Raw genomic sequence first — 15,751 nt, 5'->3', positions numbered from 1 at the left:
AACTTCTGTCGAGTACTCACTCGGCGGCGCGAATACTCACTCGGCGGCGCGAATACTCACTCGGGAGCGCAACTGGGCGCGGCCGAGGCTCGCGAGGTGCACTTCGTCGGGGCCGTCGGCGATGCGGAGGGTCCGGACGCCGGCGAACAGCTCGGCCAGCGGGGTGTCCTGCGACACCCCTGCCGCGCCGAAGACCTGGATCGCCCGATCGAGGATCCGCTGCACGGCGCGCGGCACGGCGATCTTGATCGCCTGGATCTCGGTCATCGCCTTGCGGTTGCCGACGGTGTCCATGAGCCACGCGGTCTTGAGCACGAGCAGCCGCAGCGACTCCAGCTCGATGCGCGCCTCGGCGACCCACTCGCGGATCACCCCCTGCTCCCCCAGGGTGCGCCCGAACGCGACGCGCGCGTTCGCGCGGTCCGTCATGAGCGCCAGCGCCCGCTCGCCCATGCCGAGCGCCCGCATGCAGTGGTGGATGCGACCGGGCCCGAGGCGTGCCTGCGCGATGGCGAAGCCGTCGCCCTCCCCGGCGATGAGGTTCGCAGCCGGCACCCGCACGTCGTCGAACGCCACCTCGGCGTGCCCGCCGTGGTCACGGTCGTCGTAGCCGAACACCGTGAGCGCCCGCACGACCCGCACGCCGGGGGCGTCGCGTGGCACGAGGATCATCGACTGCTGCCGGTGCCGCACGGCATCGGGATCGGTCTTGCCCATGACGATGAAGATCGCGGCATCCGGGTTCATCGCGCCCGTCGACCACCACTTGCGCCCGCTGACCACGTAGTGGTCGCCGTCGCGGCGGATGCGGGTGCCGATGTTCGTCGCATCGCTCGAGGCGACGTCGGGCTCGGTCATGCAGAACGCCGAGCGGATGTGCGCGGCCAACAGCGGCTCGAGCCACTGCTTCTGCTGGGCGGGTGTGCCGAAGTCGTGCAGCACCTCCATGTTGCCGGTGTCGGGGGCGGCGCAGTTGAACGCGACCGGCGCGAGCCGAGGGCTCCAGCCGGTGACCTCGGCGATGGGGGCGTACTGCAGGTTCGTCAGCCCCGCCCCGTGCTCGCCGGGGAGGAACAGGTTCCACAGCCCCGCCGCGCGGGCGCGTTCGCGCAGCTGGGTCACGATCGGTCGGAAGCCCCACTGGTCGGGCGTGGCATCGAGCTGTTCCTGCAGCACCGGCTCCGTAGGAATCACGGTGTCGTCGACGAACGTGCGCGCCCGTTCGGCGAGTTCGCGGGTGGTGTCATCGTGGGCGAAATGCATCAGAGGGCCTCCAGACCTTGGTGGGCGAGCGGTTCCACCAGGGCGCCCATGCCCTCGAATCCCTCGCCGACGGTGTCGCCGGCGCGGAACCGGAAATGGATTCCCTCCAGGATCACCGCGAGCTTGTACGCCGCGAAGGCGCGGTACCAGCCGAGGTCGGGCAGGTCGGTTCCCGCGTGCCGGGCGTACACTTCGGCGAGCTCGTCGAAGCGGGGGTAGCCGGCGGCCGGGTCGACGGCGCTCGGGATCGCTCCGCCGAACGCGGCGGGAAGGGCGGCGATGTCCCAGTACAGCGCGAAGATGCCGAGGTCCACGAGCGGGTCGCCCAGCGTCGCCATCTCCCAGTCCAGCACGGCCGACAGGCGCGGCTCCGGCCCGTCGACGAGGGCGTTGTCGAGGCGGTAGTCGCCGTGCACGATGCCCGACCGGCGGGTGCGTGGCATCCCCGCGCCCAGTCGTTCCTGTAGGGCGTCGAGCGTCGGGGTCTCACGCGAACGCGAGGCGGCCAGCTGCCGGTGCCACGTCGACAGCTGCCGCTGGAGGTACCCATCGGCGCGGCCGAAGTCCGTCAGCCCCACCGATGCCGGCTCCACGCCGTGCAGGTCGGCGAGGGTGCGCACCAGGTCGGTGCTCAGCCGGGCGAGGCCCGCAGGGTCATACCCGGCGTTGTGCGCGGGACTCGCCAGCACCCGGCCGGGGGCGCGCTCCATGAGGAAGAACGTGGTGCCGGTGATCGCGCCACCGGTGTCGTCGACCACATCGACAGCGACGGGGACCGGCACCGGCGTGGATGCCAGCGCCGAGATCACCCGGTGCTCGCGGCGCATGTCGTGGGCGCTGGCGAGCACGTGGCCCAGCGGCGGGCGCCGCAGCACGAGCGGGCGGCGCGCGCCGTCGATCGCGTAGGTGAGGTTGCTGCGGCCACCCGCGATGACAGTGGCCGTGAGGTCGCCGTCGGCGAGGTCGGGGTGTGAGGCCGCCAGCCAGTCGGTCAGCCGCTGCACATCGAGCCCCGGCACGTCGGTCATCGTCGACCCCTCTCCGCGCCGCATCGCGTCGCCGAATCAGCATACCGCCTGGTCGGTTTGTCGCCAACCACCCGGTCCCCGCCGCGATTCGGGGCGCGTACTGGCATCCGACACCCCAACCACCCCCGGTTCGGGGTGCGTACCGGGCACCGAAGCCCCGCGGCGGCCGGTTCGGGGCGCGTACCGGGTAACGAGCCCTCGACACCCCCGATTCGGGGCGCGCACTGGGCAACCCACCGCCCGCGGCCCCCGGCTCGGGGCGCGTACTGGGTAACGAGCCCGCGCCACCCCGGGTTCGGGGCGTGTACCGGGCAACGGGCCCCGCCGAGCCCGGTTCGGGGCGCGTACCGGGCAACGAACCCCCGCCACAACGGGTTCGGGGCGCGTATTGGGCAACCCGCCGGCCCCGCCCCGCCGGGCTACCCCGAGAGCTGCGCGGCCACGGCCGCGCGCACCCGGTCCGGCACTGACACGGGCCGGCGCGTCGCGGCATCCACGAACACGTGAACGAACGTGCCGACGGCGATCGGCTCCCCCGCGCCGGGGCGCAGGATCCCCAGCGCCCACGTGATGCTCGTCGTGCCGAGCCGCGCCACACCGATGCCCACTTCGAGCGGCTCGGGGAACGACGCCGACGCGCGGAAGTCGCATGACGACGACACCACGAGGGCGATGACGGGGGATGCCGCAGGCTCCAGGCCCGCCTCGGCGATCATCCACGCGTTGACGGCGGTGTCCATCGCCTCGTAGTAGACGACGTTGTTGAGGTGCCCGTACTGGTCGTTGTCGCGCCAGCGGGTCGCGAACGGGCGGCGCACGCCGTAGTGCGGCATCGGTCCTCCAGGGGTTCAGTCGGCGCGCAGCAGCACGCGGAATGCGGCGCGGGCACGCGCAGCGCTGGGCTGATCGCCGGCGATGAGGTCGGCGTACGTGAACGATTCCGACACGCGCACGAGCAGGTACGCGAGGTTGTGCACGTCGATCGCTCCACCGAGCGGCTGCTCGCCGAGTTCGCCGCGCACGAGCCACTCGGCCGTGGCGACGTAGCGCCGCTGGATCTCGCTCTCCTTCGTCGTGAGCAGCCGCAGCGCGCGCGCCGGCTCGCGGCGGAGGAACTCGCGGAAGTACGGCGCCCGGTTGAGGTCGGCGACGAAGTGCGTCAGCAGTTCGGCGACACGGTCCGCCCCGGTTCTTTCCGCCGTGGCGCGGTCGGCCTGCACGAGGGTGGGGACCGCCAGCGACCACAGCACCTCACTCAGCAGCGCATCGCGGTTGCCCACCCAGCGGAACAGCGACGTGCGGTCGACCCCGAGCGTCGAGGCCAGCCCGCCCATGTCGATGCGGTGCCCGGCGATGAACAACTCCCGGGCGAGGTCGAACGCGCGGCGGGAGTCGGGGTGGGATGCCAGGCGCTCCGAGAGCCACGACGGCGCGGCATCCACCCCCACCGTCGCGATGGCGGCGAGGCTCTCGGGTGCGGGCGCGGACATGCCGGAACTCTATCGCCGTGGGAGGCGGATGCAACATCCTGAGAAATGTTGCATGATGGGCGTCACACCGGATCACCGACGATCGGAGGAGCGATGCCGCTCACCCTCACCACCCCCGCAGACCACGCAGCCACCGCGCCCGCCGCGCCCGCCCCGCGCCTGCATGCCGACTTCTACGATCTGCAGGCGGCGCTCACCGACGGCGAGCGCGCGCAGCTGGGGCGCATCCGCGACTTCCTGCAGCGCGAGGTCGCCCCGCGCGCCGACGAGTTCTGGGAACGCGCGGAGAGCCCCCGGCACCTCTTCCCCCGCTTCGCCGAGCTGGGCATGCTCGGCGCCGGCATCCCCGAGGTCGCCCAGTACGACAACAGCGCCCTGTACCGCGGGTGGGTGGCACTGGAGATCTCGCGAGTGGATGCCTCGACGGCGACCTTCCTGGGCGTGCACAGCGGCCTCGCTATGAATGCGATCTGGGTCGGCGGCTCCGACGAGCAGCGCGAGCGGTGGCTCGGGCCGATGGCACGCGGCGAGATCGTGGGCGCGTTCGCGCTCACCGAGCCGCTGTCGGGATCGGACACCGCGCGCGGGCTGCGCACCACCGCCACGCGGCGGGTGGGAGCCGACGGCGCCGACGAATGGGTGATCGACGGCGCGAAGCGCTGGATCGGCAGCGGGGCGTTCTCGGACATCACGGTGGTGTGGGCGCGCGACACCGGCGACGGCGAGATGAAGGGGTTCATCGTGCCGACGTCCTCCCCCGGGTACGCCGCGACGAAGATCGAGCGCAAGCAGTCGCTGCGCGCGGTGGAGAACGCCGACATCACCCTCACCGGCGTGGTCGTGCCGGAGTCGCTGCGGCTGCAGCGGATCCACTCGTTCACCGAGGTCGCCGTCGTGCTGCGCCTCACCCGCGCCGAGGTGGCGTGGCAGGCGCTGGGCAACGGCATCGGCGCGTACGAGGCGGCGGTGCGGTACACCGGCGAGCGCGAGCAGTTCGGCAAGCCCATCGGGTCTTTCCAGCTGGTGCAGCACAAGCTCGCCACGGCGCTCGGGAACATCACGGCGTGCCTCGCGATGTGCACCCGGGTATCGCAGCTGCAGGACGACGACGCGCAGACCGACGCGCAGGCCGCGATGGCGAAGGCGTTCGTCTCCGCGCGGATGCGCGAGACCGTCGCGCTCTGCCGTGAGGTGATGGGCGGCAACGGGATCACACTCGACTACGGCGCGGCGCGGGCGTTCTGCGACGCGGAGGCGATCTACACCTTCGAGGGCACGCACGACATGAACACCCTCATCGTCGGCCGCGAGATCACCGGCATCCAGGCGTTCGTGTCATGAGCGAGGCGTACATCGTCGCCACCGCCCGCTCGCCGATCGGCCGGGCCCGCAAGGGATCGCTGGCCGACATGCGCCCCGACGACCTCGTGGCGCAGATGGTGCGCGCGGCGCTCGCGCAGGTGCCGGCGCTGGATCCCGGCCGCATCGACGACCTGATGGTCGGCACCGGGCAGCCGGCGGGACGCCAGGGCATGAACATCGCGCGCATCGTCGCGGTGCTGCTCGGGTTGGATGCCGTGCCGGGCACGACCGTGAACCGGTACTGCTCGTCGTCGCTGCAGACGACCCGCATGGCGTTCCACGCGATCAAGGCGGGCGAGGGCGATGTGTTCGTCTCAGCCGGGGTGGAGTCGGTCTCGCAGTACGCGCACGGGTTCGCCGACCTGCCGGATGCGGTGAATCCGGTGTTCGCGGATGCCGCGGCGCGCACGGCCGCGGGGGCGCAGGCGGGTGCTCCGGTGTGGCGCGACCCGCGGGCCGACGGCAGGCTGCCCGACGCCTACATCGCGATGGGGCAGACCGCCGAGAACGTGGCGCAGCTGCACGGGGTGACGCGAGAGGAGCAGGATGCCTTCGCCGCGCGTTCGCAGCAGCGGGCCGAGGCGGCGATCGCATCGGGATTCTGGGCGCGCGACATCACGCCGGTGACCCTCGACGACGGGACGGTGGTGCAGACCGACGACGGACCGCGGCCGGGGGTGACCGCCGCAGGGCTCGCGGGGCTCGACCCGGTGTTCCGCCCCGACGGCACCGTGACGGCGGGCAACTGCTGCCCGCTCAACGACGGGGCGGCGGCGGTCGTGATCGTGTCGGAGCGGGTCGTAGAGGCGCTCGGGTTGCAGCCGCTGGCGCGGATCGTCTCCACCGGGGTGAGTGGGCTGTCTCCCGAGGTGATGGGGCTCGGCCCGGTGGAGGCGTCGCGGCAGGCGCTGGCGCGCGCGGGCCTCGGGATCGACGACATGGATCTGGTCGAGATCAACGAGGCGTTCGCCGCGCAGGTGATCCCCTCGGCGCGCGAGCTCGGCATCGACGAGTCGCGGCTGAACGTGCACGGCGGGGCGATCGCGGTCGGGCATCCGTTCGGCATGACGGGCGCGCGCATCACGTCGACGCTGATCAACGGACTCGCCGCGACCGGTGGCCGCTACGGCCTCGAGACGATGTGCGTCGGCGGCGGCCAGGGCATGGCCCTCGTGCTCGCCCGCGAGTGAGCATTCGTCGTGCCGAGTGAGCATTCGCGACGAATACTCACTCGGCGATGCGAATACTCACTCGGCGATGCGAATACTCACTCGGTAGCGGGGACGACGAGCGCCAGCGTCTCGGCGACCAGCGCGGGCTTGGGGGAGCCGTCGATCTCGACGGTCGTGCGCATCCCCACCCGCACCCCCTGGGGCGTCTCGTCCGCCGATGCGAGCTCCGTCACCGCCCGCACGCGCGACCCCGCGCGCACCGGCTGCAGGAACCGCACCTTGTCGAGGCCGTAGTTCACCGCCATCGCGGTCCCGCCCACCTGCAGCAGCCCCTCGGTCAGCCGCGGCAGCAGCGACAGGGTCAGGTACCCGTGCGCGATCGTGCCCCCGAAGGGGCCGGATGCCGCGCGCTCGGCATCCAGGTGTATCCACTGCCGATCCTCGGTCGCGTCGGCGAACGCCGTGATGCGCTCCTGCGTGATCTCGAACCAGTCCCCGGTCGCCGACGCGCCCACGACAGCGGGAAGCCCCGCCGGCGACTCCACCGCGATGCTCATGCCTTCGGCCCTCCCGCGACGTACAGCACCTGGCCCGAGATGAACCCGGCGTCGTCGCCCACGAAGAACGCCACCGCCGCCGCGACGTCGTCAGGCGTCCCTCCGCGCCCCACCGGGATCTCCTTCGCCATCGCGGCGACGAAGTCCTCGAACGGCACCCCCAGGCGCTCCGCCGTCGCGCGGGTCATGTCGGTCTGGATGAACCCGGGGGCCACCGCGTTGGCGGTCACCCCGTACCGCCCCAGCTCGATCGCGAGCGTCTTGGTGAAGCCCTGCATGCCGGCCTTCGCGGCGGCGTAGTTCGCCTGCCCGCGGTTGCCGAGCGCCGACGTCGACGACAGGTTCACGATGCGGCCCCACCCGGCATCCACCATGTGCGCCTGCACCGCTTGGGTCATGAGGAACGCGCCGCGCAGGTGCACCCTCAGCACCGCATCCCAGTCGTCCTCGCTCATCTTGAACAGCAGGTTGTCGCGGATGATCCCGGCGTTGTTGACCAGAATCGTCGGCGCGCCGAGGTCGGCGGTGATCTCGGCGACAGCGGATGCCACGGCAGCCGCATCGGAGACGTCGGCGCCGACGGCGCGTGCGACGCGGCCGTCGGCTTCGATGGCGGCGACGGTGTCGGCGCATGCGGCCGCGTCGAGGTCGAGCACGGCGACGGCGTGGCCGGCGGCGGCGAGGCGGCGGGCCGTGGCGGCGCCGATGCCGCGGGCGGCGCCGGTGACGATGGCGGTGCGGGTCATGCGGTGTCCTTTCGAGAATGCTGCGGGTGCAACGGTCGTGCGGTCGGTGGCGGGTCAGAAGACGATGAGCTGGCGCAGTTCACCGCCGGCGGCGAGGCGATCCATCGCGACGTCGATCTCGTCCAGACGGATGCGAGAGGTCACCAGCCGCTCCAGCGGCAGCCTCCCCGCGCGCCAGAGATCGACGTATCGGGGGATGTCGCGCGCCGGCACCGCGGAGCCCAGGTAGCTGCCGATCACCGTGCGCGCTTCGGCGGTCAGTTGCAGCGGCGAGACCTCGGCGCGTGCGTCGGGGCCCGGGAGCCCGACCGTCACGGTCGCGCCTCCTGGCGCGGTGAGCGCCAGCGCGGTCTCGAACGCGCGGGCGGAGCCTGCCGCCTCGACGACGGCGGGCACGCGGATGCCGCGCGCCACGGCATCCGCCGGCGACAGGGCGTCGCGCGCGCCGAGTTCGCGGGCGATGCGCAGTTTGTCCGGCACCGCGTCGACGCCGATCACCTCGAGCCCGAGGGCGACCGCGACCAGGAGCGCGGCCATGCCGACCCCGCCGAGCCCGACGACGGCGATGGCCGATCCCGATGCCGGGCGTGCGGCGTTGAGCACGGCGCCACCGCCGGTGAGCACGGCGCAGCCGAGCAGCGCGGCGATCTCGCCGGGCACATCGGGCGGCACCGGCACGACCGAGGTGCGGCTGACGACGGCGTGGGTCGCGAACGCGCTCACGCCGAGGTGGTGGAACACCGGCTCGCCGGCATCCACACCTCGCCGCAGTCGCATCCCGCCGCCCACGAGCGTGCCGGCGGTGTTGGCGGCCGTGCCGATCTCGCACGGCAGCCGCCCGTCCGTCGCGCAGCCGGCGCATGATCCGCACCGCGGCAGAAAGGTCACGACCACGCGCACCCCCGGGCGGAGGTCGCCGACACCCGGGCCGACCTGCTCCACGATGCCGGCAGCCTCGTGGCCGAGGAGCATCGGCACCGGCCGGCGGCGGTTGCCGTCGACGACGCTGAGGTCGGAGTGGCAGACGCCCGCGGCCTCGATGCGCACGAGCAGCTCCCCGGCGGCCGGCCCCTCGAGCGTGAGCGGCCCGACGGTGAACGGGCGGGATGCCGCGAACGGCGGCTGCGCGCCCGAGACCTCGAGCACGGCACCGGTGATCTGCATCCGAACCTCCTCGTTCGTCGGGCACCGCGTCCGGCCAGCATACCGACTGCGCGGTATGTGCGCATCGCAAGTACTCGCTCGCCCTCGCGAATACTCTCTCGGCGGCCCGAATACTCACTCACTCACTCGGCGCAACGAATACTCACTCGACGGCAGGGATGCCCGCTCGGGGCACGAGCGGGCGCTCGGGCGATTTTTCAGCTTGCAGATATGAGCGGTCCCTAATCTGGGGGAATCATGGATGACCCCCCCGGCTCATAGTCCCGCGCCCTCTGACTGCCCAGCCGCTTCTGCGGCACGTTCAACGGTCAGGGGGTGTGACACATGAACGAATGGATGATGCTCGGCATCGGCCTGGTCCTGACGATCGGCACCGGCCTGTTCGTCGCCAGTGAATTCGCCCTGGTGAACCTCGACCGGCACGAGCTGGAAGCCCGACGCGCCCGCGGTGAGCGCGGCCTCGACGGCACCATCTCGGCGCTGAAGATCACGTCGACGCACCTCTCCAGCGCGCAGCTCGGCATCACGCTGACGACGCTGCTCACGGGCTACACGTTCGAGCCGGCCATCAGCAGCCTGCTCCGCGGCCCCCTGCTGGACATCGGCATCCCCGAAGGCGCGGTCTCGCCCATCGGCGCCGTCGTCGGCATCCTCATCGCCACGCTCTTCTCGATGATCATCGGCGAGCTCGTGCCGAAGAACTTCGCCCTCGCCGTGCCACTGGCCACCGCGAAGCTCGTCACCCCGTTCCAGCGGGCCTTCACCGCGGTGTTCAAGCCGCTGATCCTGCTGTTCAACAACACCGCGAACGCGATCATCCGGTCGATGGGCATCGAGCCCAAGGAGGAGCTGTCGGGCGCGCGCAGCGCCGACGAGCTGTCGTACCTCATCCGGCACTCGGCAACGGCCGGCCTGCTCGACACGTCCGACGCCCAGCTGCTGCGTCGCACGCTGCGGTTCGCCGAACACGACGCGTCGGAGGTCATGACCCCGCGCGTGCGCATGGTGACCGTCGACATCGCCGACACGGCGCAGGAGATCATCGCGCAGTCGCGGGCGACCGGGTTCTCGCGCTTCCCCGTCATCGACGGCACCCCCGACCGCGTCGTGGGCGTCGTGCACGTCAAGCACGCGTTCGCCGTGCCGCTGGCGGAGCGCACCGACACCCGGGCCGACGCGCTCATGAGCGACGTACGCACCGTCCCCGAGGGGATGGGCGCCGATCACCTGCTCACGCTGTTGCGCACCGAGGGCCTGCAGATCGCCGTGGTCGGCGACGAGTACGGCGGCACCGCCGGCATCGTCACCCTCGAGGACCTCGTCGAGGAGATCGTGGGCGAACTGGAGGACGAGCACGACCGCACGCGCACCGGCATCCTCCGCTCCGGCCGCTCCGTCACCTTCGACGCCAGCTGGCGCCCCGACGAAGTGCTCGACCGCACCGGCGTCGAGATCCCCGAGGAGGGCGACTACGAGACCGCCGGCGGCTACGTCACCGACGTGCTCGAGCGCCTGCCCGAACTCGGCGACGAGGTGCGCCTGCCCGCGGGCACGCTCCGCGTCGAGCGCATCGACGGGCACCGCATCGTGCGCCTTCGCTACACCCCCGACGAACCGGAGACCGACGCCAGCCTCATGACCGACCACGACAGAACCCGCGAGAGCCTGATGAAGGGGGCCCGTCATGAGTGACGACGTCTGGGGCATCGTCTGGCTGTTCATCCTGCTCATCGCCAACGCGTTCTTCGTCGGCGCCGAGTTCGCCGTCATCTCCGCCCGCCGGTCGCAGATCGAGCCGCTCGCGGCACGCGGCAGCAAGGCGGCCAAGACCACCCTGTGGGCGATGGAGCACGCCACGCTCATGCTCGCGACGAGCCAGCTGGGCATCACGGTGTGCTCGCTGCTGATCCTCAACGTCTCCGAGCCGGCGATCCACCACCTGCTGGAGATTGCGCTGGGCCTCACCGGTCTCACGCCCGAGCTGATCAGCATCATCGCGTTCGTCATCGCGCTGTCGCTCGTGACGTTCCTGCACGTCGTGTTCGGCGAGATGATCCCCAAGAACATGGCGTTCTCGGTCCCCGACCGCGCCGCGCTGATCCTCGCTCCGGCCCTCGTGGCGGTGGCGAAGGTGTTCAAGCCGATCATCTGGACGCTCAACGCCGCGGCCAACGGCATCCTGCGCCTGTTCCGGGTGCAGCCGAAGGATGAGGCGACGAGCACATACACGCTCGACGAGGTCGCCAACATCGTGCAGCAGTCGCGCCGCGAGGGCACCCTGCTGGACACGTCCGGCACCCTCGCCGGGGCGTTCGAGTTCACCGAGCGCACGGTGGTCGACGTCGACGTACCGCTGGACGGCATGGTGCTGCTGCCGGCGCAGGCGACCCCCGCCGACGTGCAGCGGGCCGTCGCCGAGCACGGGTTCTCGCGCTACGTGCTGGCGGGGGCCGACGGCGAGCCGGTGGCCTACGTCCACATGAAGGACGTGATGGACCTCGACAGCCCGGAGCAGTTCCACTCCCCCATTCCCCAGAAGCGGCTGCGGCGCCTGGCGACCGTGCACCGCACAGCGGAGCTCGAGGATGCCATGGCGATGCTGCGCCGCCGCGGCGCGCACGTCGCGCGGAGCCTGGATGCCGAAGGTCGCACAGTCGGCCTGCTGTATCTGGAGGACGTGCTCGAGGTGCTCGTCGGCGAGATCGAGGACGCCACGGCCACCGCCGCCTGACCACAGCCGACGGCGGTGGGTGCTGCGCTTCGGCGGGCACCCACCGCCCGGCATCCCGAATACTCACTCGACGGCACGAGTACTCACTCGGCAGCCTGGGTACTCACTCGGCAGCGCGAGCGTCTAGTCCTCGGGCTCCTGCGGGCGCGGACGCCACAGCACGATGTCGGTCGCACGCGGGACGCGCTTGCCGTGACGGAGCGTGATGACACCACCGCTGGGGCCGGCGGCGAACACCCGCGCGCCGGGGCGGTTCTCGAGCTCGGTACGCACCCGGTGCTCGAGGTCGCGCACCTGATGCCGCAGTTCCCGCACGTGGTTCTCGAGCTCGATGATGCGCGCCACCGCCGGCAGACTCACGCCCTCGGCCGACAGGCGTGCCACTTCACGCAGCTGCGCCACGTCACGCGGCGAGTAGCGCCGGGAGCCACCACGCGTGCGGGCGGGCACGACCAGCCCGATGCGGTCGTACTGCCGCAGCGTCTGCGGGTGCATGCCCGCAAGGTCGGCGGCGACCGCGATCGCGAAGATCGGGGTGTCCTCGTCGATCTCGTCGTTCATCCGGTCACCTCCTTCGGGTGGAGAGGCGGGGGGCGGCGCGGCGCCCGGCACGGATGCCGTACGCGGCACGCGCCGCCGCTCCCGCATTCACGTCGTTCTCAGCCTCGCGCCTTCTGCATGAGGTCGGCGCGGGGGTTCTCCTTGGGCTCCAGCTCGTGGAATCGCTCGAGCGCTTCTCTGGCTTCGCCCTCCAGGTGCGCGGGTACCGCGATCTGCACCTCGGCGAGCAGGTCGCCCGTGCCCTTCGTGGTGGCGACACCGCGACCCTTGACGCGCAGCACGCGCCCCGAGGGAGTGCCGGGCGCGACCCGCAGCTTGACGGGGTCACCACCCAGGGTCGGCACCTCGATGGTCGCGCCCAGCACCGCCTCGGTGAAGGTGACCGGCACGGTCACCCGCAGGTTCAGTCCGTCGCGGGTGAACACCGGGTGCGGACGCACGGTCACCGACACCACGATGTCGCCGTTCTCGCCGCCGTCGGGCGACGGGCGCCCCCGGCCGCGCAGCCGGATCTTCTGACCGTCTTTGACGCCGGCCGGGATCTTGACCTTGAACGGCTTGCCGTCTTCCCCCTGCAGGGTGATGGTCTCGCCTTTGGTCGCCGTGAGGAAGTCGATCGTCGTGCGCGCCGCGATGTCGGCACCCTTGGTGGGGCCGCCGAAGCCACGGAATCCGCCCGAGGTCTGACCGAATCGGCCGGAGCCGAACCGTCCGCCCTGCTGCTGGTTGAACATCGAGAAGATGTCGTCGAAGTCCTCGGCGGACTGATACCTCGCGCCGCCGCCGCGGCCCTGGCCGAACATGCTGAAGACGTCTTCGAACCCGCCGGCACCCTGGCCGCCCGCCGTGAAGCGGGCGCCTGTGCCCATGGCGCGGATCTGGTCGTACTCGGCACGTTGTTCGGCGTCGCTCAGCACGGCATAGGCCTCGCTGATCTCCTTGAACTTGGCCTCGGCCGCGGCATCACCCTGATTGGAGTCGGGGTGGTACTTGCGCGCGAGCTTGCGGTACGTCTTCTTCAGGTCGGCATCGCTGACGTCCTTGCTCACACCCAGGACGGCATAGAAGTCCTTGTCGAACCAGTCTTGACTCGCCATCGATGCCTCCGTTCTACTCGACCGGAACCGCGACGACGACCTTCGCCGGTCGCAGCTCGACCGAGCCCAGCCGGTAGCCGATCTCGACGACTTCGAGGATCGTCGGCGTCGTGGTGCCGGGGGTCGGCGCCTGGAAGATCGCTTCGTGCTGCTGCGGGTCGAAGGCCTCGCCCGCCTCGCCGTAGCGCTCGACGCCCATACGGCTCACGATGCCGCGCAGCTTCTCGGCCATCGCCGCCAGCGGCGCGCCCTCGACGAGGTCGCCGTGCTTCTCGGCACGGTCGAAGTCGTCGAGCACCGGCAGCAGCGCCTTGGCGATCGACCCGCGTGCGCGTTCGATCTCCACCTCGCGCTGCTCCTCGGTGCGGCGCCGGTAGTTGGCGTACTCCGCCTGCAGCCGCTTGAGGTCGATGAGCAGGTCGGCATCGGCCCCCGCGTCGGCGGGAGCGTCAGCGGCGGCCGCGTCGTCGGACTGTGCAGCGGCGAGGATGTCCTCGATGGTCAGTTCGGCTTCACCGTCGGCACCCGCGGCGGATGCCGCGGCGTCTCCCTGCGACTCGGGGTCGGAGGCCTGAGCCCCCGACCCCGAGTCACCGGGGACCTCGTCGATCGGTTCTTCGAAGTCCTTGTCGGTCATGTTTCGATTCTCTACTTCTTCTCGTCCTCGTCGTCGACGACCTCGGCGTCGATCACGTCCTCCTCGGGGTTCGGCACCTGGCCGTTGCCCGGGTCGGTCGCGGCCGGGTCAGGGTTCTCGCCCTGCGCCTGGCCGGCGGCGTAGATCGCCTCGCCCAGCTTGCCCTGCGACTGGCTGAGCTTGTCGAACGCCGTCTTCACCGCGTCGTCGTCCTCGCCGGCCAGCGCCGTCTTGAGGGCGTCGACGTCGGCCTGCACGTCGGACTTGACCTCGGCGGGCAGCTTGTCGTCGTTGTCCTTGATGAGCTTGTCGATCGAGTATGCGAGGGTCTCTGCCTGGTTGCGGGTCTCGGCGGACTCACGGCGCTTCTTGTCTTCGGCGGCGTGCTCCTCGGCCTCGCGCACCATGCGGTCGATGTCTTCCTTGGGAAGCGACGAGCCACCCGTGATCGTCATCGACTGCTCCTTGCCGGTGCCCTTGTCCTTGGCGGACACGTGCACGATGCCGTTCGCGTCGATGTCGAAGGTGACCTCGACCTGCGGGATGCCACGGGGAGCCGGGGCGATGCCGGTGAGCTCGAAGGTGCCCAGCGGCTTGTTGTCGCGAGTGAACTCGCGCTCGCCCTGGAAGACCTGGATCGCGACCGACGGCTGGTTGTCGTCGGCGGTGGTGAAGGTCTCGCTGCGCTTGGTGGGGATGGCCGTGTTGCGCTCGATGAGCTTGGTCATGATGCCACCCTTGGTCTCGATGCCGAGGCTCAGGGGGGTGACGTCGATGAGCAGCACGTCCTTGCGCTCACCCTTGAGGACACCGGCCTGCAGGGCAGCACCCACGGCGACGACCTCATCGGGGTTGACGCCCTTGTTCGCGTCCTTGCCGGTCTCCGCCTTGACGAGTTCGGCAACGGCGGGCATGCGGGTGGAGCCGCCGACCAGCACGATGTGGTCGATGTCGCTGACCTTGATGCCGGCCTCGCGGATGACGTCCTCGAACGGCTTCTTGGTGCGGTCGAGCAGGTCCTTGGTGAGGTCCTCGAACTTCGCGCGGGTGATGGTCTCCGACAGCGACACGGGACCGGAGTCGGTGAGCGACAGGTAGGGCAGGTTGATGCTCGTCGAGCTGGAGCTGGACAGCTCCTTCTTGGCCTGCTCGGCCGCTTCCTTCAGGCGCTGCAGCGCGATCTTGTCGCCCGAGACGTCGACACCGGTGGTGTCCTTGAACTGCTTGATCAGGTAGTCGACCAGACGCTGGTCCCAGTCGTCGCCCCCGAGGCGGTTGTCACCGGCGGTGGAGCGCACCTGGATGGTGGAGAAGTCGTCGTCCTTGCCCACTTCGAGCAGCGAGACGTCGAACGTGCCGCCACCGAGGTCGAAGACGAGGATGAGCTCGTCCTCCTTTCCGCGGTCGAGGCCGTAGGCCAGGGCGGCAGCGGTGGGCTCGTTGATGATGCGCAGCACGTTCAGGCCCGCGATCTCGCCGGCTTCCTTCGTGGCCTGACGCTCGGCGTCGTTGAAGTAGGCGGGAACGGTGATGACGGCATCCGTCACCGCGTCGCCCAGGTACTGCTCGGCGTCGCGCTTGAGCTTCTGGAGGATGCGGGCCGAGATCTCCTGCGGCGTGTAGGCCTTGCCGTCGATCGCCTGGGTCTTCCAGTCGGTGCCCATGTGGCGCTTGACCGACGTGATGGTGCGGTCGACGTTGGTGACGGCCTGGCGCTTGGCGGTCTCGCCGACGAGCACCTCACCGTCTTTGGTGAAGGCCACGACCGACGGGGTCGTGCGGAAGCCCTCCGCGTTCGCGATGACCTTCGGCTCGCCGCCCTCGAGGACGCTGACGACCGAGTTGGTCGTGCCGAGGTCGATTCCGACTGCACGTGCCATGTGATTCTCCTTCTGGTGTGGCGTGAAAATCTGTGGGTTGAGCCCGCTCGGCTCAACATCGAT

15 protein-coding genes are annotated in these 15,751 nt (G+C 70.8%); 4 read left to right on the top strand and 11 right to left on the bottom strand.

Going from position 1 to position 15,751, the window contains the following annotated elements; translation table 11 throughout:
- Positions 1 to 36: 36 nt before the first annotated feature.
- The 4 genes from H9651_RS07590 to H9651_RS07575 form a co-directional block, all read right to left on the bottom strand.
- On the bottom strand, positions 37 to 1,263 hold the full coding sequence (locus H9651_RS07590; protein WP_191718693.1) for an acyl-CoA dehydrogenase family protein: 1,227 nt from the start codon (positions 1,261 to 1,263) through the stop codon (positions 37 to 39).
- The gene (locus H9651_RS07585) at positions 1,263 to 2,291 is read right to left on the bottom strand and encodes a phosphotransferase family protein (protein ID WP_191718692.1); all 1,029 of its coding nucleotides are present in this window, start codon (positions 2,289 to 2,291) and stop codon (positions 1,263 to 1,265) included. Before H9651_RS07585 ends, H9651_RS07590 begins: the two co-directional genes overlap by 1 nt.
- A 419-nt stretch (positions 2,292 to 2,710) precedes the next feature.
- Positions 2,711 to 3,124, bottom strand: a complete 414-nt coding sequence (locus H9651_RS07580; RefSeq protein WP_191718691.1) for an acyl-CoA thioesterase — start codon at positions 3,122 to 3,124, stop codon at positions 2,711 to 2,713.
- A 15-nt stretch (positions 3,125 to 3,139) separates the two neighbouring features.
- Positions 3,140 to 3,781 (bottom strand): QsdR family transcriptional regulator, encoded by a 642-nt coding sequence (locus H9651_RS07575; RefSeq protein WP_191718690.1) that lies wholly within the window; start codon positions 3,779 to 3,781, stop codon positions 3,140 to 3,142.
- Positions 3,782 to 3,874: 93 nt separating this feature from the next.
- On the opposite strand from H9651_RS07575, the gene H9651_RS07570 reads away from it, so the two are divergent.
- Positions 3,875 to 5,122 (top strand): acyl-CoA dehydrogenase family protein, encoded by a 1,248-nt coding sequence (locus H9651_RS07570; protein ID WP_191718689.1) that lies wholly within the window; start codon positions 3,875 to 3,877, stop codon positions 5,120 to 5,122.
- Positions 5,119 to 6,333 (top strand): acetyl-CoA C-acetyltransferase, encoded by a 1,215-nt coding sequence (locus tag H9651_RS07565; RefSeq protein WP_191718688.1) that lies wholly within the window; start codon positions 5,119 to 5,121, stop codon positions 6,331 to 6,333. Before H9651_RS07570 ends, H9651_RS07565 begins: the two co-directional genes overlap by 4 nt.
- 77 nt (positions 6,334 to 6,410) lie before the next feature.
- On the opposite strand, the gene H9651_RS07560 is transcribed toward H9651_RS07565, so the two are convergent.
- Genes H9651_RS07560 through H9651_RS07550 form a run of 3 tightly spaced genes read right to left on the bottom strand, consistent with a single transcriptional unit; the run spans position 6,411 to position 8,782 of the window.
- Positions 6,411 to 6,872: a MaoC family dehydratase gene (locus tag H9651_RS07560; RefSeq protein WP_191718687.1), complete on the bottom strand. Its 462-nt coding sequence runs from the start codon at positions 6,870 to 6,872 to the stop codon at positions 6,411 to 6,413.
- The gene (gene fabG, locus H9651_RS07555; protein WP_191718686.1) at positions 6,869 to 7,618 is read right to left on the bottom strand and encodes a 3-oxoacyl-ACP reductase FabG; all 750 of its coding nucleotides are present in this window, start codon (positions 7,616 to 7,618) and stop codon (positions 6,869 to 6,871) included. The genes H9651_RS07560 and fabG overlap by 4 nt, the downstream gene beginning before the upstream one ends.
- A 54-nt stretch (positions 7,619 to 7,672) precedes the next feature.
- Positions 7,673 to 8,782 carry an alcohol dehydrogenase catalytic domain-containing protein gene (locus tag H9651_RS07550; protein ID WP_191718685.1) on the bottom strand — a complete coding sequence of 370 codons (1,110 nt, stop codon included), beginning with the start codon at positions 8,780 to 8,782 and terminating at the stop codon, positions 7,673 to 7,675.
- Positions 8,783 to 9,106: 324 nt separating this feature from the next.
- Between H9651_RS07550 and H9651_RS07545 the strand changes: the two genes are divergently transcribed.
- Both H9651_RS07545 and H9651_RS07540 read left to right on the top strand, forming a co-directional pair.
- Positions 9,107 to 10,474, top strand: coding sequence for a hemolysin family protein (locus H9651_RS07545; RefSeq protein ID WP_191718684.1), 1,368 nt, complete (start codon positions 9,107 to 9,109; stop codon positions 10,472 to 10,474).
- Positions 10,467 to 11,513, top strand: coding sequence for a hemolysin family protein (locus H9651_RS07540; protein WP_191718683.1), 1,047 nt, complete (start codon positions 10,467 to 10,469; stop codon positions 11,511 to 11,513). The genes H9651_RS07545 and H9651_RS07540 overlap by 8 nt, the downstream gene beginning before the upstream one ends.
- A gap of 123 nt (positions 11,514 to 11,636) precedes the next feature.
- On the opposite strand, the gene H9651_RS07535 is transcribed toward H9651_RS07540, so the two are convergent.
- From H9651_RS07535 to dnaK, 4 genes are all read right to left on the bottom strand, one after another.
- Complete coding sequence (locus H9651_RS07535; RefSeq protein ID WP_191718682.1) at positions 11,637 to 12,074, bottom strand: heat shock protein transcriptional repressor HspR; 438 nt, start codon at positions 12,072 to 12,074, stop codon at positions 11,637 to 11,639.
- A 98-nt stretch (positions 12,075 to 12,172) separates the two neighbouring features.
- On the bottom strand, positions 12,173 to 13,171 hold the full coding sequence (locus tag H9651_RS07530) for a DnaJ C-terminal domain-containing protein (protein WP_191718681.1): 999 nt from the start codon (positions 13,169 to 13,171) through the stop codon (positions 12,173 to 12,175).
- A gap of 13 nt (positions 13,172 to 13,184) precedes the next feature.
- Positions 13,185 to 13,808, bottom strand: a complete 624-nt coding sequence (gene grpE, locus H9651_RS07525) for a nucleotide exchange factor GrpE (protein WP_191718680.1) — start codon at positions 13,806 to 13,808, stop codon at positions 13,185 to 13,187.
- 11 nt (positions 13,809 to 13,819) lie between these two features.
- Positions 13,820 to 15,688 carry a molecular chaperone DnaK gene (dnaK, locus tag H9651_RS07520; protein WP_191718679.1) on the bottom strand — a complete coding sequence of 623 codons (1,869 nt, stop codon included), beginning with the start codon at positions 15,686 to 15,688 and terminating at the stop codon, positions 13,820 to 13,822.
- Between the last annotated feature and the right edge of the window lie 63 nt (positions 15,689 to 15,751).

This window comes from Microbacterium pullorum (assembly GCF_014836535.1).
Lineage (GTDB): Bacteria > Actinomycetota > Actinomycetes > Actinomycetales > Microbacteriaceae > Microbacterium > Microbacterium pullorum.
The sequence above is the reverse complement of the archived record's forward strand: the minus strand, read 5'-3'. Positions and strand labels throughout refer to the sequence as shown.

Excerpts from the sequence above, each read along its gene's own strand:
- H9651_RS07585 (WP_191718692.1), bottom strand. The coding sequence starts at position 2,291 with ATGACCGACGTGCCGGGGCTCGATGTGCAGCGGCTGACCGACTGGCTG.
- H9651_RS07530 (WP_191718681.1), bottom strand. The coding sequence starts at position 13,171 with ATGGCGAGTCAAGACTGGTTCGACAAGGACTTCTATGCCGTCCTGGGT.
- dnaK (WP_191718679.1), bottom strand. The coding sequence starts at position 15,688 with ATGGCACGTGCAGTCGGAATCGACCTCGGCACGACCAACTCGGTCGTC.
- H9651_RS07565 (WP_191718688.1), top strand. The coding sequence starts at position 5,119 with ATGAGCGAGGCGTACATCGTCGCCACCGCCCGCTCGCCGATCGGCCGG.
- H9651_RS07580 (WP_191718691.1), bottom strand. The coding sequence starts at position 3,124 with ATGCCGCACTACGGCGTGCGCCGCCCGTTCGCGACCCGCTGGCGCGAC.
- H9651_RS07560 (WP_191718687.1), bottom strand. The coding sequence starts at position 6,872 with ATGAGCATCGCGGTGGAGTCGCCGGCGGGGCTTCCCGCTGTCGTGGGC.
- H9651_RS07540 (WP_191718683.1), top strand. The coding sequence starts at position 10,467 with ATGAGTGACGACGTCTGGGGCATCGTCTGGCTGTTCATCCTGCTCATC.
- H9651_RS07570 (WP_191718689.1), top strand. The coding sequence starts at position 3,875 with ATGCCGCTCACCCTCACCACCCCCGCAGACCACGCAGCCACCGCGCCC.
- H9651_RS07550 (WP_191718685.1), bottom strand. The coding sequence starts at position 8,782 with ATGCAGATCACCGGTGCCGTGCTCGAGGTCTCGGGCGCGCAGCCGCCG.
- H9651_RS07575 (WP_191718690.1), bottom strand. The coding sequence starts at position 3,781 with ATGTCCGCGCCCGCACCCGAGAGCCTCGCCGCCATCGCGACGGTGGGG.
- H9651_RS07545 (WP_191718684.1), top strand. The coding sequence starts at position 9,107 with ATGAACGAATGGATGATGCTCGGCATCGGCCTGGTCCTGACGATCGGC.
- grpE (WP_191718680.1), bottom strand. The coding sequence starts at position 13,808 with ATGACCGACAAGGACTTCGAAGAACCGATCGACGAGGTCCCCGGTGAC.
- fabG (WP_191718686.1), bottom strand. The coding sequence starts at position 7,618 with ATGACCCGCACCGCCATCGTCACCGGCGCCGCCCGCGGCATCGGCGCC.
- H9651_RS07535 (WP_191718682.1), bottom strand. The coding sequence starts at position 12,074 with ATGAACGACGAGATCGACGAGGACACCCCGATCTTCGCGATCGCGGTC.
- H9651_RS07590 (WP_191718693.1), bottom strand. The coding sequence starts at position 1,263 with ATGCATTTCGCCCACGATGACACCACCCGCGAACTCGCCGAACGGGCG.